Source organism: Psychrobacter sp. DAB_AL62B, from assembly GCF_028895345.1.
Classification (GTDB): domain Bacteria; phylum Pseudomonadota; class Gammaproteobacteria; order Pseudomonadales; family Moraxellaceae; genus Psychrobacter.
The window spans coordinates 1-24,617 of record NZ_SAXC01000011.1; the positions used below are offsets into that span (position 1 = coordinate 1).

Consider the following 24,617-nt stretch of genomic DNA (forward strand, 5'->3'; position numbering starts at 1 on the left):
CTATTCGTGAAGGCGGCCGTACTGTAGGCGCTGGTGTTGTTGCTACTGTATTGAACTAAGATTTGAAACATCAGAGCAATCTGATGCTTAGTTTATGTTAAGTAGTTAGTTAAAAGCCGTTCTCTTTATTGAGAACGGCTTTTTTGTGGCTAAACCGTTAAATGAATTAATTTATTGTCTAAACAGTTGCAACGAAAACAGCTATTGATTGTAGATTTATTTCTGATATTCTTGATATTTATGGCTAAAAAAATCATTCATTGAATTAATCGGATAAAATATCGTCTTAAAACTTGCATTATCATCAAAACCTTGTATAATTATCAGCCTTAACACCCCTAGGCGATTGGCTCAATTGGTAGAGCATCGGTCTCCAAAACCGAGGGTTGTAGGTTCGAGTCCTACATCGCCTGCCATCTTCTTATCACATCTTTGTCATACCCCATCATCTCCGAAGTGAGTTCTTTATGAGCAATAATCAAGATAACCTCGAGAATAAGTTATCTGATGCCAAGGCAATTGCTGGTGGAATGCTGTCTAAAGATAAGCACATCTCAGCGGTTAATACCTCTGCTGTTGAAGTTGCTAAGACGGGCTCAATAAAAGATGTGATCTTGTGGCTACTTGCCGCAGCCGTTTTAATTGGTGCAACCTTAGTCAATCAATATCTACCCGGCTATTGGCAACCTGCTAATGATCTTTGGGTACGTATTGGTATTATCGTTGCGCTTTTTGTCTTTGCACTGCTATGTCTGGCATTGACTAATCAAGGCCGTGCCTTTAAAACTTTATTGAAAGACGCTGCTGTAGAACTACGCCGCGTTACATGGCCAGGCAAAGACGAAACCTTTCAATACACCTGGCAAACGATTGTCATGATTGCGATTGTTGGTTTTATAGTTTGGTTGTTGGATAACTTTTTTACTTGGTTCGTTGGCATATTTATTGGTTAATGGCGCGTATTAGCGACCGTTAATCCAAAATTTACGGCTAACGACTTAACTTTAATGACTTACTTATAACGATTAGGAGCGTGATATGCGTTGGTATATTGTCCAAGCGTTTTCAGGATATGAAAAACAAGTACAGCGTTCATTAACTGATCGTATTAACCGTAGTGAATTCGCTGAATCATTCGGTGATGTATTGGTTCCTACTGAAGAAGTCGTCGAAATGAAAGACGGCAAAAAACGTAAAAGTGAGCGTAAGTTCTTTCCGGGATATGTTTTAATCCAGATGGAAATGAACGATAATACTTGGCACATCGTTAAAGACTGCCCACGTATTATGGGCTTTATCGGTGGTACACCCGAAACGCCAGCACCGATTACGCAAGTAGAAGCCGATCGCATTTTAAATCGTCTTAATCAAACTGAAACTGACCCACGTCCTAAAACGCTATTTGAGCCGGGCGAAGAGTTGTTGGTTATCGATGGTCCATTTACTGACTTTAAAGGGTTGGTTGAAAAAGTGGATTACGAGAAATCTAAGCTACATTTAACCGTTAACGTATTTAATCGACCGACTCAGGTTGAGCTTGAGTTTAGTAAAGTTGAAAAACTAGACTAAACAAGCAAAAAAAATCATCAACCGGGGAGCTGTTAGTCAATTGCGTATACATATACAATGTTGATTTGGCGCTATTACCCATTTAGGAGAAAATCATGGCTAAGAAGATTGATGGTTACATCAAACTACAAGTCCCTGCAGGCAAAGCAAATCCTTCACCACCGATTGGTCCAGCATTGGGTCAAAAAGGCGTGAACATCATGGCGTTCTGTAAAGAATTTAACGCTGCGACCTCAAATCAAGAGCCGGGTCTACCGATTCCTACTGAGATCACTGTATACAGCGATAAGTCATTTACCTTCATCATGAAGTCACCACCAGCTGCGTATTTATTACGTAAGGCTGCAGGTGTTGCTAAAGGTTCTGGTACACCAAATACCGCTAAAGTCGGTAAAGTTGATCGTGCGCAATTAGAAGAGATCGTTAAGACTAAAGATGCAGATTTAACTGCTGCTGGTCTTGATGCTGCTGTCCGTACCATCGCTGGTACCGCTCGTTCAATGGGTATTACCGTGGAGGGTGTATAATGTCTAAGCTAACCAAACGTCAAAAAGAAATCAATAGCCGTATTGAGCACGAAAAACAATACACTATCGAAGAAGCGGTTCAAATCCTAAATGATTTGCCACCTCTAAAATTCAAAGAGTCTATTGATATCGCAGTAAACTTGGGCGTTGACCCACGTAAATCTGATCAAGTAGTTCGTGGCGCTACCAACCTACCTGCTGGTACTGGTAAAACCAAACGCGTTGCTGTATTTGCTCAAGGCGCTGCTGCTGAAGCCGCTAAAGAAGCGGGTGCTGACATCGTTGGTTTTGAAGACCTAGCAGAATCAATCAAAGCCGGTAATATGGACTTTGATATCGTTATTGCTGCTCCTGATGCAATGCGTGTTGTTGGTCAACTAGGTACTATCCTAGGCCCACGTGGTTTAATGCCTAACCCTAAAGTCGGTACAGTTACGCCTAACGTTGCTGAAGCGGTTACTAACGCTAAAGCCGGTCAAGCACAGTACCGTGTAGACAAAGCGGGTATTATCCACACGACTATCGGTCAAATTGGTTTTACTGCTGAGCAAGTCATACAGAATGCTGAAGCACTGATTGCAGATTTAAGACGTGCTAAGCCTGCTACTTCTAAAGGTATTTTCATCAAGAAAATTACTTTGTCTAGCACAATGGGTCCTGGTCTAAGTATTGATCCAGTTCCATATCGCACAGCGAAATAATACGTACTTAATATTCAAATATTTTGAATAAAGGTACAAACTATTTGTAAAAATTAGGTCAGCGTAGCAAACGCTATGCTGTCTAAGACCGTAGGTAGAGAGCAGTTTAGCGAAATTAAGTATGACTCTTTTGAGTTGTTATTAATAAAAATAAGCTGCTTTTGTTAATCGATGACAGATGAAAATCTTAATTGTCCTACGCAGACGGTGACCCACCCAGTTGTTGATAAGAGCCGATAGAGTAGTACTTTTATTATTAATTAATATAAGCGCTAGGCTATCACTTGATGTCATTCTGATAACGGTGCCGTAATCAGTCGTTATTGGCGGGCGCTAGATTTTTTAGTAATTGCTAATAACGTATCGTATCAAGTCAGTCTAAGCGTGTCGTTTGATTGTTGGAAACTTAGGTTTGAATGATTAAATACTCAGCTGATTGATAAGATTAAAGGAGTCAACTTATGGCATTAACGCTAGAGCAAAAACAACAAGTTGTGGCTGAAGTGTCTGAAGTTGCTGCTAATGCTTACTCAGCAGTAGCTGCCGAATATCATGGTATTGGTGTTGCAAAGCTTACTAAGCTGCGCGAACAAGCCCGTGAAAAAGGCGTCGTTTTGAAAGTGGTAAAAAATACCCTAGCAAAACGTGCGTTTGAAGGCACTAAGTTTGAGAGCATGTCAGACCGTATGACTGGTCCATTACTTTTGGCTTTCTCTATGGAAGATTTGGGATCTGCAGCTCGAGTCATTTATGACTTCAGCCAAGATCACAAAGCTTTAGAGACCAAATTGGTATCAGTTGGTGGTGTTGTTTATGGTCCAGAAGAGCTAGAGCGCGTATCGAAGCTACCAACTCGCGACGAAGCAATCTCTATCTTGATGGCTACTATGAATGCACCAGTGACCAAGCTTGTCCAGACTATGAACGCTGTTCCTAGTAAGCTTGTTCGCACGGTAGCAGCAATCAAAGACGCAAAAGAAGCGGCATAATTGCTTGTTTTAACGTAACTTTGACATCGCCGATTGCACTTTATTGTCATAACTATTTGAAAACTTGGCAAGCAATCCAAGCGATATTAAAATCAATTAATTTTTATCAGATAACGGAGAGTTCTCATGGCACTATCTAAAGATGATGTGTTAAACGCAATCGCTGAAATGTCAGTAATGGATATCGTTGAATTAATCAGCGCTATGGAAGAAAAATTCGGCGTAACAGCTGCTGTTGCTGCTGCACCTGCTGCTGCTGGTCCTGCTGCTGCTGCTGCTGAAGAAAAAGACGAGTTTGACGTAGTTCTTGCCAGCTTTGGCGAGAAGAAAGTTGGCGTAATTAAAGCCGTACGTGAAGCTACTGGTCTTGGTCTGAAAGAAGCGAAAGATTTGGTTGAAAGCGCTCCAGCTCCAATCAAAGAAGGCGTTAACAAAGCTGAAGCTGAAGAGTTGAAAAAGAAACTTGAAGAAGCTGGTGCAACTGTTGAACTAAAATAAGCCTCGCTTATCTTAGTGTTGTACAAAAAAAGCTGGTAATGCCTTGCATTGCCAGCTTTTTTTTATTATAATTCGTAGCTTGACCTTTTGTGTCTGCCAACAGTCGTAAGCAACAACACGGTGGATACCCATCAAAAGGACAGACGATATACATGCAAGCACACATGCCAGTTATTGAAATCAGTTAATATGAGCTAAACGTCTAGAGATGTTTGGCATTTTTTTGTGTCTGCATGCTTTCCTATTAACACTATAGTTTATACTGATTCTGAACTTTACTGATTCTAAAATTTATAGTTATCTAAATTTATAGTTATCCCAGTTATTATTAATCTGAAAACGGTTGAACAAGTTATCTGGTATGGTTTTACTGTCACTGTATAGTCTCATAGATGGTAGACATCGGCGACGATATTAGGTTTTGATAGCAGGTTGTTTGCATAACAAGTTATTTAAATGGCAAATGGTTTAAATAAAGTGCTAACAGAAGTTATCTCTGCGCAATTATATTTGTAGTTTAAACCTTAAGGGTGACATATTACAAACAATATAATATTGAATTTTCCGGTCTGAATGGTCATATATACTGACTTAGATAGTTATGACAAGATTAAATGAAATGTGCTAAATAAGTAAGTACTGATTGGCAAAGTAGTAATTGATACAAAGATTTAGTTTGAACACGAACACCCGTTTTATATTATCGTTTACGTTGCTAAGTTTGCATAGTATTTATGCACGCTGGCCACGCTTTTAATTTGTTTCCACGTTTACTGTAAGGACTCTCGATGGCATATTCTTATACTGAAAAAAAGCGTATTCGCAAAAGTTTTGCTGAATTGCCCACTGTGATGGACATTCCCTATTTACTGTCTATTCAAGTAGATTCTTATGAGCAATTTTTGCAAGAGCACAAAAAGCCAAAAGCTCGTGAGAATACTGGTTTGCAAGCTGCGTATTCCTCTATTTTCCCAATTGAGAGTCACTCTGGTAACGCAGAGCTACAATTCGTTGAATACTATTTAGGTACGCCTGAGTTTGATGAGCGTGAATGTATTTTACGTGGCTCAACCTTTGCTGCGCCTATGCGTGTCAAAATTCGCTTAATTATCAAAGACAAAGACAGCAAAGATAAAGACAGCAAAGCGGCCATTAAAGATATCCGTGAGCAAAGCGTTTACATGGGCGAGATGCCATTGATGACCGCTAACGGTACCTTTATTATTAATGGTACTGAGCGTGTTATCGTGTCGCAATTACATCGCTCACCGGGTGTGTTCTTTGACCACGATAAAGGCAAGTCGCATTCAAGTGGTAAAGTGCTTTATAACGCCCGTATTATTCCTTACCGTGGTTCATGGCTTGACTTTGAATTCGATGCTAAAGACTTAGTTTTTGCTCGTATTGACCGTCGTCGTAAATTACTGGCATCTATTATTCTACGCGCTTTAGGCTTAAGCACTTCTGAGATCTTAGATTTATTCTTTGATAAAGTGAAAGTTTATAAAGGCGAAGAGCAATTCGAGATTGATCTGGTTGCGGATCGCTTACGTGGCGAGATGGCACAGTTCGATATCGTTACACCTGCAGGTGACGTGGTTGTTGAGCAGGGCAAACGTATTAATGCCCGCCGTATCCGCCAGCTTGAAGAAGCAGGTATGACGAAAATCTCGATTCCTGATGAATACTTATATGAGCGTATTTTAGCCGAAGACATCATCGTGAATGATGAAGTAATCGCTAAAGCAAACACCCTTATTGACCATGAATTATTGGTTAAATTGAGCGCGTTTGAAGCCAGTGAATCTATCAAAGAGTTCAGTATCTTATTCACTAACGATATCGATCAAGGCAGTTATATTGCCGATACGTTACGCGCTGATAGCACTTCAAGCCGCGAAGAAGCGTTGGTTGAGATTTATAAAGTCATGCGCCCAGGTGAGCCACCAACGGTTGAAACTGCTGAGAAGCTGTTTGATAGCATGTTCTTCAACGCCGATCGTTATGACTTATCAAATGTCGGTCGTATGAAGTTTAACCGTCGTTTAGGTCTTGATTTTGTAGATACGGATGACGCTGATATTCAGCGTGAACGTAGCGTATTGACCAATGCTGATATCGTCAACGTATTAAAAGAGCTGATTGAGATTCGTAATGGCCGCGGTGAAGTAGATGATATTGACCACTTAGGTAACCGCCGTATTCGCTCAGTAGGCGAGATGGCAGAAAACCAATTCCGTGTTGGTCTAGTACGTGTTGAGCGTGCGGTCAAAGAGCGTTTAAGCTCAGCTGAATCTGATAACTTATCACCACAAGATTTGATTAACTCTAAGCCGGTTGCGGCTGCAGTTAAAGAGTTCTTTGGTTCAAGTCAGTTGTCACAGTTTATGGATCAGAACAATCCATTGTCTGAAGTGACGCATAAACGCCGTGTGTCAGCATTAGGACCCGGTGGTTTGACTCGTGAACGTGCTGGTTTTGAAGTACGTGACGTACATGACACCCATTATGGTCGCGTATGTCCGATTGAGACTCCTGAAGGTCCAAACATTGGTTTGATTAACTCACTAGCGACGTTTGCTAAGACCAATAGCTTTGGTTTCTTAGAAACACCTTATCGCCGTGTAGTTGATGGTAAAGTTACGGATATTATTGAGTATCTATCAGCGATTGAAGAAGTAGGTACAGTCATTGCACAGGCTGATTCACCAGTGACCGCTGATGGCGCGTTGTCTGATGAGATGGTCAGTGTTCGTAGCTATGGTGAATTTGTCCGTATGCCACCAGAAAAAGTGACGCATATGGATGTGTCGCCAAGTCAGGTTGTATCGGTCGCAGCAGGCTTAATTCCATTCCTAGAGCATGATGATGCTAACCGTGCCTTGATGGGTTCGAACATGCAACGTCAGGCAGTTCCTACGCTACGTGCTGATAAGCCGTTAGTAGGCACAGGTATGGAACGTCACGTTGCGCGTGACTCAGGTGTTTGTGTGATCGCTAAGCGTGGCGGTGTGATCGAAGACGTTGATGCGTCGCGTATCGTTGTTCGTGTGAATGAAGAAGAGATGATTGCTGGTGAAGCCGGTATTGATATCTATAACTTAGTTAAATACACTCGTTCGAACCAAAACACTTGTATCAACCAACGTATTATTGTTAACCAAGGTGATGCTATTGCTTTAGGTGACATCTTAGCCGATGGTCCGTCAACGGATCTTGGTGAGCTTGCCTTGGGTCAGAATATCCGCATCGCATTTATGCCGTGGAATGGTTACAACTTCGAAGATTCAATCTTGTTATCTGAAAAAGTAGTGAAAGAAGATCGTTTTACCACGATTCATATTCAAGAACTGACCTGTGTGGCGCGTGATACCAAGCTAGGTACAGAAGAGATCACTGCTGATATTCCAAACGTTGGCGAAGCTGCATTATCAAGTCTTGATGAAGCCGGTATCGTTTATATCGGTGCTGAAGTCGATGCGGGTGATATCTTAGTTGGTAAAGTCACGCCTAAAGGTGAGACACAACTAACGCCAGAAGAGAAATTACTGCGGGCTATCTTTGGTGAAAAAGCGGCTGATGTGAAAGACACGTCTTTACGTGTACCAACATCAAGCAAGGGTACGGTTATTGACGTACAAGTCTTTACCCGTGACGGTGTCGAAAAAGATGCGCGCGCACGTGCTATTGAAAAGTCACAACTTGACAGCTATCGTAAAGATTTAAAAGAAGAGCTACGTATTTTTGAAGCAGCAGCCCGTGGCCGTATTGGTAATCTGCTAGATGGCCAAAAAGTCAGTGGTGGTTCTGGTCTAAAAGCCGGTACAGTGATGGCGTTGGCTGATATGAAAGATATGAGCCTTGAAACTTTACTTGATATCCAGCCAGTTGAAGAAGAAATCTCTGAACGTTTGACGCAAATTGCAGAGTACTTAGTCGATAAGCAAAAAGACATCGATGTGAAATTTGCTGAGAAAAAACGTAAATTGACAGCTGGTGATGACTTGCAACATGGCGTGCAAAAAATCGTTAAGGTTTATCTAGCGGTTAAGCGTCGTATCCAGCCTGGTGATAAAATGGCGGGTCGTCATGGTAACAAAGGTGTGGTATCACGCATTATGCCAGTAGAAGATATGCCGTATGATGAGCATGGTAATACTGTTGACATCGTGTTGAACCCGCTTGGTGTACCATCACGTATGAACATCGGTCAGGTACTGGAGACGCATTTAGGTATGGCGGCGAAAGGCTTGGGTGAGAAGATTGATGGCATGCTTAAATCACAAGCAGCAATTAAAGATTTGCGTGAGTTCTTAGACAAAATCTATAACCAAGTAGGCGGCGAGCAGGTCGATCTTGATAGCTTGACTGATGATGACATCATGGCTCTAGCAGATAACTTGCGTGCGGGTGTGCCAATGGGTACAGCAGTATTCGATGGTGCCCATGAGCATCAAGTAAAAGATTTGCTTGAGCTTGCTGGTATGGATCGTGATGGTCAGCAGACGTTATATGATGGTCGTACGGGTCAGAAGTTTGACCGTAAAGTAACTGTTGGCTACATGTATATGCTCAAATTGAACCATTTAGTCGATGACAAGATGCATGCACGTTCAACTGGTTCATACTCGCTAGTAACGCAGCAGCCATTGGGCGGTAAAGCTCAGTTTGGTGGTCAGCGTTTCGGTGAGATGGAAGTCTGGGCATTAGAAGCTTATGGCGCGACTTATACCTTGCAAGAGATGCTGACTGTGAAATCGGATGACGTTGAAGGTCGTACGCGTATGTACAAAAACATCGTCGATGGTGAGCAATATATGGATCCAGGTATGCCTGAATCGTTTAACGTACTGACCAAAGAAATCAAATCACTGGGTATCAATATTGAGTTAAAACAAAGCAACTAAATCCGTTGTTTAACTTAGTTGTCAACTAAAGGCAGTATGCTCATTGCTGCTGCTTTTAGTGATTTGTCTCAACCCTATTCATTGCCTTCATTCATCTCAACCGCGCTCATAATACGCTGTCAGATGACTATAAAGATAACGGAGAAGCAACTTGAAAGATTTACTCGATATCATGCAAAGCCCTACCGGCAACGGTAATCAAGAGTTTGATAGCATTCAAATTACCTTAGCATCGCCTGACGTTATTAAGTCATGGTCACATGGTGAAGTTAAAAAACCTGAAACGATTAACTACCGTACGTTCAAACCTGAACGTGATGGTCTTTTTTGTGCCAAAATTTTTGGTCCAGTAAAAGATTTTGAATGTCTGTGTGGTAAATACAAACGCCGTAAATTCCAAGGCGTTATCTGTGAAAAATGTGGTGTCGAAGTTACCACGGCTAAAGTTCGTCGCGATCGTATGGGTCATATCGACCTAGCGAGTCCTGTTGCGCATATTTGGTTCTTAAAATCATTACCAAGCCGCATCGGTCTATTGCTAGACATGACGCTTCGTGATATCGAACGCGTCCTATATTTTGAAAGCTATATCGTTACTGAGCCTGGTCTTACTTCTTTAGAGAAGTATCAATTGCTTGATGATGAAGATTACTATAAAGCCCTTGAAGAATTTGGTGATGAGTTCGTTGCCAAGATGGGTGCAGAAGCGATTCAAGACCTATTAAAAGATATCGATTTAGATATTGAGATTGATGAGCTACGTGAAGCGATTCCACAAACAGGCTCTGAGACTAAGCTTAAAAAGATGTCTAAGCGTCTTAAGTTATTAGAAGCTTTCCGTGATTCGCATAACAAGCCTGAATGGATGGTCATGACCATCTTGCCAGTACTACCACCAGATTTGCGCCCATTAGTGCCGCTAGAAGGTGGTCGTTTTGCGACATCAGATCTAAACGATTTGTATCGTCGCGTGATTAACCGTAACAACCGCCTAAAGCGTCTGCTTGAGCTGAGTGCGCCTGATATTATTGTACGTAACGAAAAACGTATGTTGCAAGAATCAGTAGATGCCTTGTTAGATAACGGTCGTCGCGGGCGTGCGATTACGGGTAGTAATAAGCGTCCATTGAAATCTTTGGCTGATATGATCAAAGGTAAGCAAGGTCGTTTCCGTCAAAACTTACTTGGTAAGCGTGTTGACTATTCTGGTCGTTCGGTCATCGTTGTTGGCCCAACGCTGCGTCTGCATCAGTGCGGTTTACCGAAGAAAATGGCACTTGAGCTATTCAAGCCATTTACGTATAACAAACTATTGTCTCATGGTTTAGCAACGACGATTAAAGCTGCCAAAAAGATGGTCGAGCGTGAAGAGCCGCAAGTTTGGGATATGCTGGCCATGGTTATCCGTGAGCATCCAGTACTCTTGAACCGTGCACCAACGCTTCACCGTTTGGGTCTACAAGCATTTGAGCCAGTATTGATTGAAGGTAAAGCAATCCAGTTGCATCCACTGGTTTGTACTGCATTCAACGCTGACTTTGATGGTGACCAAATGGCGGTCCACGTGCCATTGACGCTAGAAGCTCAGCTTGAATCGCGCGCACTAATGATGTCTACCAACAATATCTTGTCTCCAGCGAACGGTGAGCCAATCATCGTACCATCACAAGATGTGGTATTGGGCTTGTATTACATCAGCCGTTCATCGGTCAACGCCAAAGGCGAAGGCATGATTTTTGCCACGGTTAATGAAGCATTGCGTGCGATTGGCTCAAACGATTTACATGTGAACGCTAAGATTAAAGTCCGTGTGACTGAAACGCATATCGATGACGATGGTAATGAGACTAAAGAAATCAAGTTACAAGACACCGTAGCTGGTCGCTTACTGATTTGGAACATCATGCCTAAAGGTATGTCGTTTGATGAATGTAACGAAGAGATGACGAAGAAGAACATCTCTAAATTGATCAACTCTTGCTACCGTAAAGTAGGCGTCAAAGAAAGTGTTATGTTTGCTGACCAATTGATGTATCTTGGTTTTGCTCAAGCAACATTATCTGGCGTGTCTATTGGTATTGATGACATGGTCATCCCACCACTGAAAAAGCAAATCATTGAAGTGGCAGAAGCCGAAGTTCGCGAAATTGAAGACCAATTTGAGCAAGGCTTCGTAACGGCTGGTGAACGTTATAATAAAGTGGTTGATATCTGGTCACGTACCAATGACAAAGTCGCTAAAGCGATGATGGATAACTTGGCTACAGATAAAGTAATCAATGCGCAAGGTGAGGAAGAAGAGCAGAAGTCATTTAACTCTATCTTTATCATGTCAGATTCTGGTGCTCGTGGTAGTGCGGCACAGATTCGTCAGTTGGCGGGTATGCGTGGTTTGATGGCTAAACCGGATGGTTCAATTATCGAAACGCCAATTAAAGCCAACTTCCGTGAAGGTTTGACCGTACTACAGTACTTTATCTCAACTCACGGTGCGCGTAAAGGTCTAGCTGATACGGCATTGAAAACGGCTAACTCAGGTTACTTGACTCGTCGTTTGGTTGACGTGGCACAAGATTTGGTTATTACTAGCAAAGATTGTGGTACTGAGCAAGGCTTGCTCATGAAACCACACATTCAAGGTGGTGAAATCATTGAGAAGCTAGGCGAATTAGTGCTTGGTCGTGTGACGGCACGTGACGTATCTTATAACGATGACGAATCAAAAATTCTGATTCCAGCTGGTACCTTGATCGATGAGCATTGGGTTAACGTCCTTGATAACAACGCAATTGATGATATCTGGGTACGTTCGGTCATTACTTGTGATATCGAACATGGCGTTTGTGCACAGTGCTATGGTCGTGACCTTGCGCGTGGTCATCAAGTCAATATCGGCGAGTCAGTCGGTGTTATGGCAGCGCAGTCTATCGGTGAGCCGGGTACTCAGTTAACGATGCGTACTTTCCACGTGGGCGGGGCCGCAAGCTCAGCATCTGTGGACAATAGCATCTCTGTACGTAGTGCTGGTCAAGCGCATTTCGAAAACATGAAAACCGTTCAGCATACTGATGGTCATTTGGTTATCGTATCGCGTTCAGCTGAAATCGCATTGACTGATGAGCTTGGCCGTGAACGTGAGCGCTATAAAGTACCTTATGGTTCAAGCGTACTCGTGAAAAACGAAGATCAGGTTGAAGGTGGTCAAACCATCGCTAAATGGGATCCGCACACGCATCCTATCATCACAGAATTCGCCGGTACAGCACGCTTCAGTGACATTACTGATGGCTTAACTGCGACTGTGAAGGTTGATGATGCGACTGGTATGAGCTCATTTGAGATTCTAGCCACTCGTGACCGTTCAAGCTCAGCAAAAGACTTACGTCCTGCGATTATCTTGAACACGGACGAAGGTAAAGAAGTGGTTTACTTCTTACCAGCTGAAACCATTATTCGCGTGAGCGATGGTGAAAAAGTAGCAGCAGGTTCGATCTTAGGCCGTGTACCACAAGCATCATCAGGTACTAAAGATATTACCGGTGGTCTACCACGCGTTGCTGATTTATTCGAAGCACGTCGTCCAAAAGATCACGCTATCATGGCTGAGATGACTGGTGTCGTGAGCTTCGGTAAAGAGACTAAAGGCAAAAATCGCTTCATCATTACCAATGAAGATGGCGAGATTCATGAAGAGCTGATCCCGAAATGGCGTCAAATCAACGTCTTTGAAAACGAGACGGTTGCACGTGGTGAAGTGATCGCTGATGGTCCACAAAACCCGCACGATATCTTACGTCTAAAAGGACAAACCGCGCTTGCTGACTATATCGTCAACGAAGTACAGGATGTATATCGCTTGCAAGGTGTAAAAATCAACGACAAACACATCGAAGTCATTATTCGTCAGATGTTGCGTAAAGTTGAAATTACCGACGGCGGCGATTCAAGCCACTTCAAAGGCGATCAGGTAGAGTATGCTGATATTAAAGCGTTGAATGCGAAGCTGGTTGCGGAAGATAAATTCCCAGTACAGTATGAGCGTCAATTACTTGGTATCACCAAAGCAAGCCTTGCAACTGAAAGCTTTATCTCGGCGGCTTCTTTCCAAGAGACCACACGTGTCTTAACTGCTGCTGCGGTTACTGGTAAAGTCGATGAGCTACGTGGTCTGAAAGAAAACGTAGTGGTCGGTCGCTTGATTCCTGCTGGTACTGGTCTTGCTTATCATAAAGCACGTAAAGAAAAAGCGGAGCAAAAACTGCATGATAAAGATTTGAATGCAGCGTTTGATATGACAGCCAGTACAGATAGCAAAGATTTTGCTAGCTTCGATGAAGCGTTTGCTCAAGAGCTTAATCAAGGTAATCATTAATTGAAATAACGTTCAATTGTTTTTATAAATAAAAAGCCAGCCATGTTGCTGGCTTTTTTGCGCCTTTAAGAAAGTGAAGCATAACGGGTTATTTTCTTAGGAAGTTACTTAAGAAAATAGTACACTGCAATAAAGTAGCTTTATAAAACAGTCATGGCTGTTTGGATAATAGCTCATCATCATTAATAATTAAAAAGGATAGGTACATGGCTGGTAAGACTCGCGTTGCTAAATATCAAGCTGACCGTACCAATCAAAAGCTATATTTTTGTCGTCTGGCCTGTCAAGCTGCGGCAAGTACTAACGATAAGCAGCACTATCAAGCGCATTGTGAAACGGCTATTTTCCACTTATACGGTACTTTTTTAGCTTTTGTACAAGAGCTTAGTCATTTTTATAATATAACGTTGGCGGCACCAACGCTGTCAGATATTGAAGCGGCGCTCAGTAAGCGTACCCAAGTATCGCCTGAAGTGCAGCGCTTACAGCAATTGCAGCAACAGGGATTTTTAGCAAATATAGATCACGCGTATCAGCGTTGTTTATATGCCGTAGTATCCGATTCTATAATCGATGAGCAGGTAAATAGGGGTACAACAGAGTCGCCCGATCTTATTGTAAATGTCGTTACATTATCGAATCAGTGGTTGCCGGATGATGCAACAATACGTGAATGGCGCCAGCAGTTTTTGGAGCTGATAGAACAGCTACGTGCTGGTATGGTAGAGTTTTAAGAGGACAAACAAAAAGGCTTGCTCAGGAAATACTGAACAAGCCTTTTGTTTAAGGTATGAGTCTATATTGTCAGTGGTATATTTATTCTGGCATCGTTGGCATACGTTCCACAGGCGTGGGCGCTAACGGTTTTGGTTTCTGCGTTGTACTGTTACTATTAGCACTACTGTTATTAGTAGGTTTTGCTACCGGTGTACTCTCCGGCATTTCGACAGGCTTAGGAGTAGGTGGTTGACGTTGTTGTGTGGTGGTCTTGACGGGCTTTTCTGATTTGCCTATATCGGCATCTTCGTCTTCAAGATCGGTAACCCCTTCATCTATCATCTCTATAATACTTTGCTTTTGTTTTTTAGACTTAGCTCGGTTATTAATAGAGACCCACTGATGAGGTGTGTCTTTTAATTGGGCTTTCATAAAGTCCATCCATACTGGTAATGCTGCTACACCACCATACTCACGTCGACCCAACGTTGAGGGTTGATCAAACCCCATCCATACCACTGTTGCGTTGGTAGGATGGAATCCTGCAAACCAAGCATCTTTTGCCTCGTTGGTAGTACCAGTCTTGCCACCAATGTCATCACGTCCCAAAGATTTTGCTTTAAAGGCTGTACCACGCTGTACCACATCGCGTAAGATATCTGCCATCTCAAAAGCCACCCTTGGTTTTAAAATACGCGGCGCTTGCTCAGCACGTACGTACTGTATAACAGGCGCTTTTAGACGATCCGATTCTGGGCTAGCATCATAAATGCTTAGATCCATCTCTTTACTAGCTTTGGACGTACTGTCACCATTCTCTACATTTATATCACTATCTGGATTTTCATTTGAAGAGTTAGCTTTAGAGCGAGCTTTTTCATCACTAGAATCAACTGCCTTACTATCGTTTTCTTTTTTCAATTCATAATCTTCGAGGAGTTTTTTATTAACGTCGTCAAGCTGATCATTGAAACATAAGGCACAAGCTTGCTGAGGATTGGCTTGAAAGAGGAGTTTATTATTATAGTTATAAATTTGTTCGATAAAATAAGGCTGAACGCGGTGACCGCCATTGGCAAAGGTGGCGTAAGCTGTTGCCATTTGTAATGGGGTGGCTTGACCGGCACCTAAGGCCAGAGACAAAGTGGTTGGCAGCTTTTCTTTATCCAGTCCAAATTCATCCAATAGATTGCGCACATCAGAGATTCCAATCGCTTGCAGTAAGCGAATAGAAACTAAGTTACGTGATAAATATAGCCCGCGGCGTAAGGTAATATCACCTAAAAAACGACCATCAGAATTTTTAGGTTTCCAGTCACCTACTTGAATCGGACGATCGGAGACAATACTATCTGGACGATAGCCTTTTTCTAGCGCCGCAGTGTAAACAAGTGGTTTGATGGTTGAACCCGGTTGGCGCCAGCCTTGAAGGGCGCGATTGAATTTACTGTGGTTAAAATCAAAGCCACCAATCAACGCTCGAACGGCACCCGTTTCAGGATTCAAAGAGACCAAGCTACCTTGTACCTTAGGTATTTGTCCCAACTGCCAACCACCATTAGCGGTAGGTATCAGGCGAATGATGTCGTTTTTACTGACAATTTGGCTGGCATTACTAGGAAAGTAACCGATACGATCGGCAGAAATATATTTGCGCGCCCAACTCATACCAGACCAGTTGACCGTAATACTTTCACCTGAAGGCATTGTCGCCTCAAAACTACGGGAATTAACCTTAGTGACTTTAGCAGGCGACATATTGCTATAACGGCGGAAGTTTTCAAGGGGTTCGTCATTTGCTTCAGCGCCGCGCCAACCATGGCGATGCTCATAAGCAACCAATCCTGTTAGTACGGCAGCCTCGGCATCTGTCTGTGCTTTACTATCAACGGTAAGGCGTACACGCCAGCCGCCATGCATGACTTGCTCACCATAGCGGTCAACCAACGCAGAACGTGTCATTTCTGCCAAATAAGGCATATTAACATCAAGTTTTTCTTGATAAAGGTTAATGCCGATTGGGGCGTTGATAGCTTCGTCATGTTGGGCTTTATTAATGTAGCCCAATTCATGCATGCGTCCGATAATCCAGTTACGCCGCGTGAGCGCGCGACTAGGATTGGCCACCGGATTATATTTAGAAGGCGCTTTTGGCAACCCTGCTAGCATGGCCATTTCGGCAATGGTGAGGCTTTCTAGTGATTTACTATAATATTTTTTAGCAGCGGCGCGAATACCGTAAGCGCCTTCTCCTAAATAAATTTTGTTGACATAAAGGGTGAGGATATCGTTTTTACTCAGCTCGTCTTCAATTTTACGAGCTAGAAATAACTCTGTCAGCTTGCGATTTAAGGTACGTTCTGAGCTTAAAAAATAGTTTTTGGCCACCTGCATGGTGATGGTTGAGCCGCCAGTTTGGCTGTCATCGTCAGTCACTACTTCAGTAACGGCACGACCAAGCCCTTTAATGCTGATACCACTATGCTGAAAAAATGAGGCATCTTCTGCTGCCAAAAAAGCGTGGGTCAAATCTTCTGGTATCTCGTCAAAGGTAATAGGTAGTGATAGGCGATTGCCATACTGCCCAATTAACTTATCATCACTACTATATATCTGTAATGGCATCTCTAAATTTGCCGTTTTAATCTCTTGAGTACTGGGCAACGTCGGCGATAAATACATCGCCATACCATAAAATCCAATAGGTACGGCAAGCGCCAATATAACCGCTAACGCTAAACAAGCGATGAAAAGCCCCACCAAAAAGTGAATGAGACGAACGATAGCATTTTTTTTGGTCATAATCAGACTTATCAATTAAAATTTGCAACAGGTACAGCATTATACCTTGAACAAAATAAGCAAGTAATAATAAATGTGTAAGTTATCTTTGATAGACAATTTAAATACTTGAACATGTCTGTTAAGTAAAGTATTGTACTAAATTATTACAAATAACTATCAGATTGTACACTTAATATAAGGTATAGAGTTTGTGAGGCTATTTACTTCTAAGAGTCGACATTTAATTGGCGTGGATATTTGTACCACCTCAGTGAAGTTGGTCGACATACAGCGCCAACAAGGCGTTTTTCATCTAAAATCTTATGGTACTGAAATACTACCAGAAGGCGTAGTCATCGACAAACTCATTATAGACACTGAGACTGTAGGAAATGCCATAGCAAGCTTGGCTCGACGTTGCCAAGCTTCGGGTAGCAGCGCTGCAACCGCAGTCTCAGGGTCAGCGGTGATTACTAAAATCATCGATATGGATATGGTGCTCAATGACGTAGAGCGAGAAGCTCAAATTCGTCTAGATGCTGATCAATATGTGCCTTATCCATTAGAAGATGTTAATTTGGATTTTGAGGTATTAGGTCCGTCTCTTATAAACGACGACATGGTGCAAGTGCTACTCGCCGCTTCTCGCTCGGAAAACGTTGACCAAAGGGTTGACGCCTTAACGTTTGGCGGTCTACAAACTAAAGTCATGGATATTGAGTCTCATGCGATCGAACGTGCTTTTGGTTTGATGGCAGACAGTTTGCCAAATCTACCAGATTTGGTGGCTTTAGTCGATATTGGGCACAATCAAACGACTTTATATGTTGCTAAAAACGGTGAGTTTATTTATAGCCGAGAGCAGCTATTTGGTGGAAGCCAACTAACTGAGGCGATACAGAACCGTTATGGACTATCGGCTGAAGAAGCCACTATTAGTAAACGTGAGCGTACTTTACCTGATGATTACTATCCTGATGTATTGACCCCATTTATAGAAAATACTATTCAACAGATTACTCGTTCGTTGCAATTTTACTTCTCCTCAAGCCAATATAGCAGTATTGATCATGTGGTACTTGCTGGTGGCAGTAGCTCTATTGCTGGTCTTGCTGGTATGGCCCAACAGAGATTGGGCGTGCCTGTTAGCATAGCAAATCCGTTTATCAATATGACTATTGCTCCGCATATCGATAATGAGCAGCTGGCGATTGATGCACCAAGCTTAATGGCCGCTTGCGGTCTAGCGTTAAGGAGCTTTGACTAATGGCTCGTATTAACTTATTGCCCTGGCGTCAAGAAGAGCGCGCACGCCGTAATAAAGAATTTATCACCTTAGTGATGGCAGTGACTTTGCTTACTTTGCTCGCTGCATTCGCTTCTTGGAGTTATTTTAACAATGAACTCGAAGAACAATTGAACGCCAATGCGCTGATTGAGCAAGAAAATGCGCTCTTAGATAAAGCTTTAGTAGAAATTGATAGCTTGGAGCAGCGCCGTGAAGATATCATCTCACGTATGCAGGTTATCCAAGACTTACAAGGTCGACGCCCTGTGCCTGTGCGTTTATGGGATGATCTTGCCAAAGCCATTCCTCCAGCACTTTATTTAAATAATTTAAAGCGTGAAGGTGATGTGCTGACGTTGACAGGCCTTGCAGACAATCCAAATATCGTATCAAGTTTGATTCGTAATCTTGATAATAGTAAGTGGATGGGTAATTCAGCCGTTAGTAATATCCAGCAAAATATCACGGCTTATCAAGCTGCGCCTACTTTGGAAACCACGGTCACCACTGGTGAACAACCGCGTCCTATTTATCCTGAAGACAGTTATGTACAGTTTGTGGTAACGACTAAAGTACAGTCGGAGACAGCTGCACCTGTAGATGGCACTACTGGACCTGGAGGTGAGTTATGAAGCTGACCCGTAAAAAAACGCTCATTAAAACCAAAAAGACGGCTTTAAAATCAAAGAAGCAATTTGATTTAAATGAGTTTCGACGCAGTTTTGAGTCATTGGATGCTGAAAACTACGGCAGCTGGCCACTTCCTGTAAAAATTACAGTCATTGGATTTATCATTGCTTTGATCGCTGCTCTGTCATGGGCGCTACCAATTAGCAGTAAAATCGACGAAATTACCGCGGCTGAAAGTCAACAGCAAACTTTACTTGATAGCTACCGTGAAAAAGAATCACGTGCTCGCCATCTAAAGGCGTATCAAGCACAAGTTATTCAGATGGAAACTGAGTTTAATACCTTACTCGACCAGCTACCAAAAGATACTCGCGTATCAGAATTAGTAGAAGGTATCAATATGACGGGCGTGGGTAGTAATATACGTTTCCAAGATATTTCAGTAGAGCCTGAAATTGAAAATGAATTCTTCATTGAGCAGCCTATTCGTATCGCTGCGTTGGGTGAATACCATCAGTTTGGTAGCTTTATCAGTGGTTTGGCCGCTTTACCGCGCATTATCACCATGCACGATTTTGAAGTCAGTAATCCACAGCCGACCTTGGATGTTTTACCGGAGCTTAATTTGGTACTACAAACCAAAACTTATCGCTCAAAAGAAGCGGCTCCTGAAGGCGATGAAACGGTTGCCACTGCCGAAGCCGCTCCTACTGATGCTGCAGGAGGCAACTAATGACTAGCCAAAAACTACCCATGCTACTGATTTTAAGCGCTGCAGTTTTATCTATGACTGGTTGTACTGATCGTATTGGTTTGGCAGAGCAGGCGATGGCTGATGTTCGCAACCAGCCAGCACAGCCGATTGAGCCACCGCCTAAAGCTGAGCTGGTAGAAGATTTTGTCTATAGCGCCAGTGCACAGCGTAGCCCATTTTTGCCACCAAGTTTAGTGAATGTACAAGGTCCGACGACCTCTATTGATGGCGTGCGCCCTGACATAACCCGAGTCAAAGAACCGCTTGAGCAATACGAGCTATCGCAACTGGTCTTTCGCGGTATCGTTATTTCACCCGAAGGTCAGCAATACGCTTTAGTACAGCGTCCTGATGGTTCGGTTGCGAGCGTTAGAGTTGGTAATTATCTTGGAATAAATGACGGCCGTATTGTTGAAATCACGCCGACCCAGATTAACTTGATTGAAATTGTGCCAGACAGCCGTGCTGGGTTTGTTGAAAAACCCCAGTCACTGGTGTCCCCTATAAGCTAAGTCGGCAGATTTTTTGAGGAATAAATAATGACAGTACGCAATAACAAGGTAATGACGATGAGCAAGCGCGTATCTTCTACTTTTGCCATCTCAGCATTGGCAATGAGTATGGTAGCAATAAGTAGCAGTGCCTATGCCGAACAGCGCATCAATAATGTCTCTGTCGTGCAGACTGCCCCAGCTGTGACGCAAATGCGTTTGGGATTTACAGGCGCGCCAGTATTACCTGCCGCTTACCAGTTAGATAATCCAAGCCGTTTGGTGTTGGATTTTGAACAGGTGCAAAATGGGCTTGCCAGTCGCTTTAATGAATATAATATCGGTATAATCAATGACGTCACTACGCTGAACAGCGATAGTACCACGCGTCTTATTGTTGGCCTAAAAAAAGCTGGCAACTATACCACGGCTATTGATGGTAATGAGTTATTGCTGACTATTACTGATCCTAATCGTGCCGTGATTGCTCCCGTGGGTAGCCAAGTGATTACCAATGATCCTGTTCAAGATGTGCTTAATCGCAATGCTGCTATCACTACCACTGCGATTGTCACCCCAATAGTAGAGAGCAATAGCGTAGCAGTTGCTCCTATTAAGCCGACCGTAACAAAAACCCAAGTGCCTGCTGACACTATGGTAGTACGAGTCAACCCCTTGTTAAGTCCACAGCTTGCGGCCTCACAAGTTAGCAAGCAGTATAGTTATGACGGACTAAGCGCTGTTAATTTTTCAGCAGGGAATGATGGCGGCGGTAATGTAAGTATTGCCCTTGCCAATGAAGCAATTCCAGTGGATGTTCAGCGCCAAGGTAATAAACTGGTCGTACGCTTGACTGGAAGTACTGTGCCTAGAAATCTATTACGCCGCTTGAATATTAATAGCGGTCTAGTTGATAGTATTGATACTAAAAACCAAGGTCAAAATGGTGTCATCACCATTAATATGAAAGAAGATTATGAATATCAAGCCTATCAGTCAGGTAATCAGTTAAATATCGGTATCAGAAAACCAGAGCTACTACGCGAACCAACGCTTGAAGAAAAAGTTTATACGGGTGAAGCGCTATCTATGGAGTTTCAAGACGTCGAAATTCGTAGTGTCTTAGATATTTTGGCACAATTTACAGAGATGAACATCGTTGCTAGTGATTCGGTCGCTGGTAATATTACCTTGCGCCTTATTAATGTACCTTGGGATCAAGCGCTTGATATTATTCTTAAGAGTAAGAATCTGGGCAAGCGCGAAAATGGCAATGTGATTTTGGTTGCGCCCTCTACTGAGCTTGCGCAGCAAGAAGCTCAAGACCTTGAAGCACAGCAAGCCGTTGAGTCTTATGCACCACTACGCACTGAATATATTCGTCTAAGCTATGCAAAAGCAGCGGATGTTTTGACGCTTATCTCGCAAGGTAGCGGAGGCTCTTCTGGCAGCAGTAGTACAGGCAACGCAAATGACAGCAATACCTTATTGTCTAATCGTGGTACGGTAACGGTCGATGAGCGTACCAATACCTTAATCGTTAAAGATGTGGCAGCCAGTATTGAAAATATTCATAAGTTAATTGGCAAAATTGATATTCCTGTCCGTCAGGTAATGATTGAAGCACGTATCGTCAGCGCTAGCGATAACTTTAGTAAAGAGATTGGGGTTCGTTGGGGTATCTTGTCAAACGGCGCCGCCAATAACCGAAACTTGCTGGTTGGTGGTAGCAATCAAACCTTATGGGATTTAAAAGATTTTGATGTAGAGACAACGACGGTCAATGGACAAACGATCTCTTATCCTAAATACGATATCAGCCGTCCTGATAACTTAAACGTCGACCTGGGTGTTGATAATCCTGCTGGCCGTATTGCTTTTGGTCTACTTGGTATCTCTGATTTTATGTTGGATCTTGAGTTGTCAGCCATGCAAGCAGACAATCGTGGTGAAGTTATCTCTACACCAAAGATTTTGACGGCTGATAAACAAACCGCAAAAGTATCCTCTGGTACGCAGATTCCTTATCAAGAAGCATCGGCCAGTGGCGCTACCACCACCAGCTTTAAAGAAGCAGCATTAAGTCTGGAAGCCACGCCGAACATTACCCCAGATGGTAAGATTGGTTTGCAACTGTTAATCACTAATGGCACACCTACCATTATTAACAATCAGGTTGCTATCGCCGAAGACTCTATTTCAACCAACGTGATTGTTGAAGATGGTCAAACGATTGTATTGGGCGGCGTCTTTAAGAACCGTACCAGCAATGGTGTCGACAAGGTACCTTTCTTAGGCGATTTGCCTTATATTGGTCGCGCCTTCCGCAAAGATGTACGTAGCACCTCTAAAGAAGAGCTACTGATATTTATCACGCCAAAACTGATCAATGATGGCATTAGTCGCTTAGATTAATAAGCCTTTAATATGTTTTCAGTCAGAAAAAGCAAGCCTTAGTGCTTGCTTTTTTTATGGTTGTGATGATTATCACTTCTATGATTACATGGATTTTACTGACAATAATCACAGCTCATTACTAGCCAGAATATCAATGACGTTGTATCATACCTAATTTAGCTGAGTGAGTACTATGGTTGAGGAATTACCGTCGGTATTTTTGGTAGGGCCGATGGGAGCAGGAAAGACCACAATCGGTAGATTATTGGCAAAGCAGCTCGGGCGGACGTTTGTAGATAGTGACTGGTATGTTGAGTCGCAGACCGGTGCTGATATTGCTTGGATATTCGCCAAAGAAGGTGAAGCCGGCTTTCGCGAACGGGAAACACGTGCGATAGATGAGCTGACGCAGCAACCGCAAATTGTTTTAGCAACTGGCGGCGGTGCGGTTATGGCAGCTGAGAATCGTGAGTATTTAAAAAAGCGCGGTATCGTTATTTATCTCAATGCGCCTGTTGATGTGCAAATGGCTCGTACTGCAAAAGATAAATCGCGTCCATTGTTACAACAACCGAATCCTAGAAAAATACTGCAAGGTTTATATAGTGCGCGCGATCCTTTATATCGGCAAGTAGCGCATATTATCATGCCAACAGGGCATACGTATCCACGGCATATGGTCAATCAATTGTTACAGCAGCTCAACACATTTTGCGCCTCTACGTCTGTCACTTCAGAACCTGAAAAAGATTGATGTCAAAAAATGGTTGATGTGATAAATATTATCGAATACCTATTTATTTAACTTTTAATTGTAAGACTTAAGGAGACTTTCATGGCAACGCCATTGTTTCATGCTGACTTGACAGTACATACGCAAAGTCATGATTATCCAATCGTCATTACTGAAAAAACAGCCATAGACCACGAGAGTATGGCAAGCCAAATTGCCCCATATATTGTGGGTCAGCAAGTATTGATCGTCACCAATGAGACGGTTGCACCCTTATATTTAGAAGCCCTACAGCAACTATTAGAAGAACAATTTACCGTTAAGGTTTGTATACTGCCAGATGGCGAGCAATACAAAAATCAGACCAGTATTAACCAAATTTATGATGCGCTAATGGCGGCGCACTTTAATCGTGATGTCACCCTTATCGCGCTTGGTGGCGGTGTGGTTGGCGATATGACAGGTTTTGCGGCGGCGAGCTTTATGCGCGGTGTAAATTTTATTCAAATCCCCACTACATTACTGTCACAAGTGGATTCAAGCGTTGGTGGCAAAACGGGCATCAATCATCCGCAAGGTAAAAATATGATTGGGGCATTTTGGCAGCCGCAAATGGTATTGGCTGATATGAGTACGCTCAAAACCTTACCAGCGCGAGAGTTATCAGCAGGATTGGCTGAAGTTATTAAATACGCCCTCATTATGGATGTGGATTTTTTGACATGGCTTGAGCAGAATCTACCTGCGATGATGGCATTAGATTTGGCGGTACTTGGCGAGGCGGTGAAACGCTGCTGTGAATATAAAGCCAATATCGTCGCCCAAGATGAAAGAGAATCAGGCGTACGGGCGTTATTAAACTTTGGTCATACGTTTGGTCATGTGATTGAAACGCATGAAGGCTATGGTAACTGGCTACATGGTGAGGCGGTCGCTGCTGGTATGGTGCAAGCTGCTGAGCTATCGCAAAAAATTGGCTGGTTAACTTGTAATGAAGTCGCCCGTGTTAAACGCGTATTGTCCTTGGCCAATTTACCAATCAATCCGCCGCCTATAGAGGTACAGACGGCTTTAGGCTTGATGGGTCATGATAAAAAAGTGAAACAGGGACAAATTCGCCTTATTTTGTTAAAATCATTAGGTAAGGCAGTCTTAACCAGTGATTTTGATGCGCAGCTACTGACTGAGGTGTTGGCAAAACATCACTCGCAAGGTACGACAGAAAGCATCTTATAAATAGCTGCTGGCAAATGGGCATTC

General features: G+C 42.9%; 17 protein-coding genes and 1 tRNA gene. 17 read left to right on the forward strand and 1 reads right to left on the reverse strand.

Translation table 11 applies throughout. The features are described 5' to 3' along the window. The first annotated feature begins 340 nt into the window (after positions 1-340). The 10 genes from EPB74_RS11785 (at position 341) to EPB74_RS11830 (ending at position 14,297) form a co-directional block, all read left to right on the forward strand. Positions 341-416, forward strand: a tRNA-Trp gene (locus EPB74_RS11785). 51 nt (positions 417-467) lie between these two features. Then, a complete protein-coding gene (gene secE / locus EPB74_RS11790) occupies positions 468-953 on the forward strand; it encodes a preprotein translocase subunit SecE (RefSeq protein WP_079692686.1) in 486 nt (161 codons plus the stop codon). A gap of 85 nt (positions 954-1,038) precedes the next feature. Beyond that, complete coding sequence (gene nusG / locus EPB74_RS11795; protein ID WP_079692685.1) at positions 1,039-1,569, forward strand: transcription termination/antitermination protein NusG; 531 nt, start codon at positions 1,039-1,041, stop codon at positions 1,567-1,569. 95 nt (positions 1,570-1,664) lie between these two features. Further along, entirely contained in the window at positions 1,665-2,096 is a 432-nt protein-coding gene (gene rplK, locus EPB74_RS11800; RefSeq protein WP_079692684.1) for a 50S ribosomal protein L11, read from the forward strand. Further along, the gene (gene rplA, locus EPB74_RS11805) at positions 2,096-2,797 is read left to right on the forward strand and encodes a 50S ribosomal protein L1 (protein ID WP_079692683.1); all 702 of its coding nucleotides are present in this window, start codon (positions 2,096-2,098) and stop codon (positions 2,795-2,797) included. Before rplK ends, rplA begins: the two co-directional genes overlap by 1 nt. Positions 2,798-3,258: 461 nt before the next feature. Beyond that, positions 3,259-3,786, forward strand: coding sequence for a 50S ribosomal protein L10 (gene rplJ, locus EPB74_RS11810; RefSeq protein WP_079692682.1), 528 nt, complete (start codon positions 3,259-3,261; stop codon positions 3,784-3,786). Between the two features lie 126 nt (positions 3,787-3,912). Next, positions 3,913-4,284: a 50S ribosomal protein L7/L12 gene (gene rplL / locus EPB74_RS11815; protein WP_011514491.1), complete on the forward strand. Its 372-nt coding sequence runs from the start codon at positions 3,913-3,915 to the stop codon at positions 4,282-4,284. A 788-nt stretch (positions 4,285-5,072) separates the two neighbouring features. After that, positions 5,073-9,191 (forward strand): DNA-directed RNA polymerase subunit beta, encoded by a 4,119-nt coding sequence (gene rpoB / locus EPB74_RS11820; protein ID WP_274904334.1) that lies wholly within the window; start codon positions 5,073-5,075, stop codon positions 9,189-9,191. A 151-nt stretch (positions 9,192-9,342) separates the two neighbouring features. Next, a complete protein-coding gene (gene rpoC / locus EPB74_RS11825) occupies positions 9,343-13,563 on the forward strand; it encodes a DNA-directed RNA polymerase subunit beta' (RefSeq protein ID WP_079692680.1) in 4,221 nt (1,406 codons plus the stop codon). 206 nt (positions 13,564-13,769) lie between these two features. Then, positions 13,770-14,297: a DUF6586 family protein gene (locus EPB74_RS11830; RefSeq protein ID WP_274904336.1), complete on the forward strand. Its 528-nt coding sequence runs from the start codon at positions 13,770-13,772 to the stop codon at positions 14,295-14,297. 82 nt (positions 14,298-14,379) lie between these two features. Here EPB74_RS11830 and EPB74_RS11835 read toward each other — a convergent pair whose 3' ends face one another. Then, a complete protein-coding gene (locus EPB74_RS11835) occupies positions 14,380-17,082 on the reverse strand; it encodes a penicillin-binding protein 1A (protein ID WP_274904337.1) in 2,703 nt (900 codons plus the stop codon). A gap of 193 nt (positions 17,083-17,275) precedes the next feature. On the opposite strand from EPB74_RS11835, the gene EPB74_RS11840 reads away from it, so the two are divergent. The 7 genes from EPB74_RS11840 to aroB all read left to right on the forward strand — a co-directional run bounded on the left by EPB74_RS11840 (position 17,276) and on the right by aroB (position 24,593). Next, complete coding sequence (locus tag EPB74_RS11840; RefSeq protein ID WP_274904339.1) at positions 17,276-18,331, forward strand: pilus assembly protein PilM; 1,056 nt, start codon at positions 17,276-17,278, stop codon at positions 18,329-18,331. Next, the gene (locus EPB74_RS11845; RefSeq protein ID WP_274904341.1) at positions 18,331-18,984 is read left to right on the forward strand and encodes a PilN domain-containing protein; all 654 of its coding nucleotides are present in this window, start codon (positions 18,331-18,333) and stop codon (positions 18,982-18,984) included. The genes EPB74_RS11840 and EPB74_RS11845 overlap by 1 nt, the downstream gene beginning before the upstream one ends. Beyond that, positions 18,981-19,715 carry a type 4a pilus biogenesis protein PilO gene (locus tag EPB74_RS11850; protein ID WP_274904342.1) on the forward strand — a complete coding sequence of 245 codons (735 nt, stop codon included), beginning with the start codon at positions 18,981-18,983 and terminating at the stop codon, positions 19,713-19,715. Before EPB74_RS11845 ends, EPB74_RS11850 begins: the two co-directional genes overlap by 4 nt. Then, positions 19,715-20,248, forward strand: coding sequence for a pilus assembly protein PilP (locus EPB74_RS11855; RefSeq protein WP_274904344.1), 534 nt, complete (start codon positions 19,715-19,717; stop codon positions 20,246-20,248). The genes EPB74_RS11850 and EPB74_RS11855 overlap by 1 nt, the downstream gene beginning before the upstream one ends. A gap of 27 nt (positions 20,249-20,275) precedes the next feature. Next, complete coding sequence (gene pilQ / locus EPB74_RS11860) at positions 20,276-22,642, forward strand: type IV pilus secretin PilQ (protein WP_274904346.1); 2,367 nt, start codon at positions 20,276-20,278, stop codon at positions 22,640-22,642. Positions 22,643-22,817: 175 nt separating this feature from the next. After that, positions 22,818-23,378 carry a shikimate kinase AroK gene (gene aroK, locus EPB74_RS11865; RefSeq protein WP_274904347.1) on the forward strand — a complete coding sequence of 187 codons (561 nt, stop codon included), beginning with the start codon at positions 22,818-22,820 and terminating at the stop codon, positions 23,376-23,378. Positions 23,379-23,459: 81 nt separating this feature from the next. Then, the gene (aroB, locus tag EPB74_RS11870; RefSeq protein ID WP_274904348.1) at positions 23,460-24,593 is read left to right on the forward strand and encodes a 3-dehydroquinate synthase; all 1,134 of its coding nucleotides are present in this window, start codon (positions 23,460-23,462) and stop codon (positions 24,591-24,593) included. Positions 24,594-24,617: the final 24 nt, after the last annotated feature.

Bases quoted from the DNA above. Each gene is read 5' to 3' on its own strand.
- aroB (WP_274904348.1), top strand. From the start codon at position 23,460: ATGGCAACGCCATTGTTTCATGCTGACTTGACAGTACATACGCAAAGT.
- EPB74_RS11835 (WP_274904337.1), bottom strand. From the start codon at position 17,082: ATGACCAAAAAAAATGCTATCGTTCGTCTCATTCACTTTTTGGTGGGG.
- rplL (WP_011514491.1), top strand. From the start codon at position 3,913: ATGGCACTATCTAAAGATGATGTGTTAAACGCAATCGCTGAAATGTCA.
- pilQ (WP_274904346.1), top strand. From the start codon at position 20,276: ATGACAGTACGCAATAACAAGGTAATGACGATGAGCAAGCGCGTATCT.
- nusG (WP_079692685.1), top strand. From the start codon at position 1,039: ATGCGTTGGTATATTGTCCAAGCGTTTTCAGGATATGAAAAACAAGTA.
- rplK (WP_079692684.1), top strand. From the start codon at position 1,665: ATGGCTAAGAAGATTGATGGTTACATCAAACTACAAGTCCCTGCAGGC.
- EPB74_RS11850 (WP_274904342.1), top strand. From the start codon at position 18,981: ATGAAGCTGACCCGTAAAAAAACGCTCATTAAAACCAAAAAGACGGCT.
- secE (WP_079692686.1), top strand. From the start codon at position 468: ATGAGCAATAATCAAGATAACCTCGAGAATAAGTTATCTGATGCCAAG.
- aroK (WP_274904347.1), top strand. From the start codon at position 22,818: ATGGTTGAGGAATTACCGTCGGTATTTTTGGTAGGGCCGATGGGAGCA.
- rpoB (WP_274904334.1), top strand. From the start codon at position 5,073: ATGGCATATTCTTATACTGAAAAAAAGCGTATTCGCAAAAGTTTTGCT.
- EPB74_RS11845 (WP_274904341.1), top strand. From the start codon at position 18,331: ATGGCTCGTATTAACTTATTGCCCTGGCGTCAAGAAGAGCGCGCACGC.
- rplJ (WP_079692682.1), top strand. From the start codon at position 3,259: ATGGCATTAACGCTAGAGCAAAAACAACAAGTTGTGGCTGAAGTGTCT.
- EPB74_RS11830 (WP_274904336.1), top strand. From the start codon at position 13,770: ATGGCTGGTAAGACTCGCGTTGCTAAATATCAAGCTGACCGTACCAAT.
- rplA (WP_079692683.1), top strand. From the start codon at position 2,096: ATGTCTAAGCTAACCAAACGTCAAAAAGAAATCAATAGCCGTATTGAG.
- EPB74_RS11855 (WP_274904344.1), top strand. From the start codon at position 19,715: ATGACTAGCCAAAAACTACCCATGCTACTGATTTTAAGCGCTGCAGTT.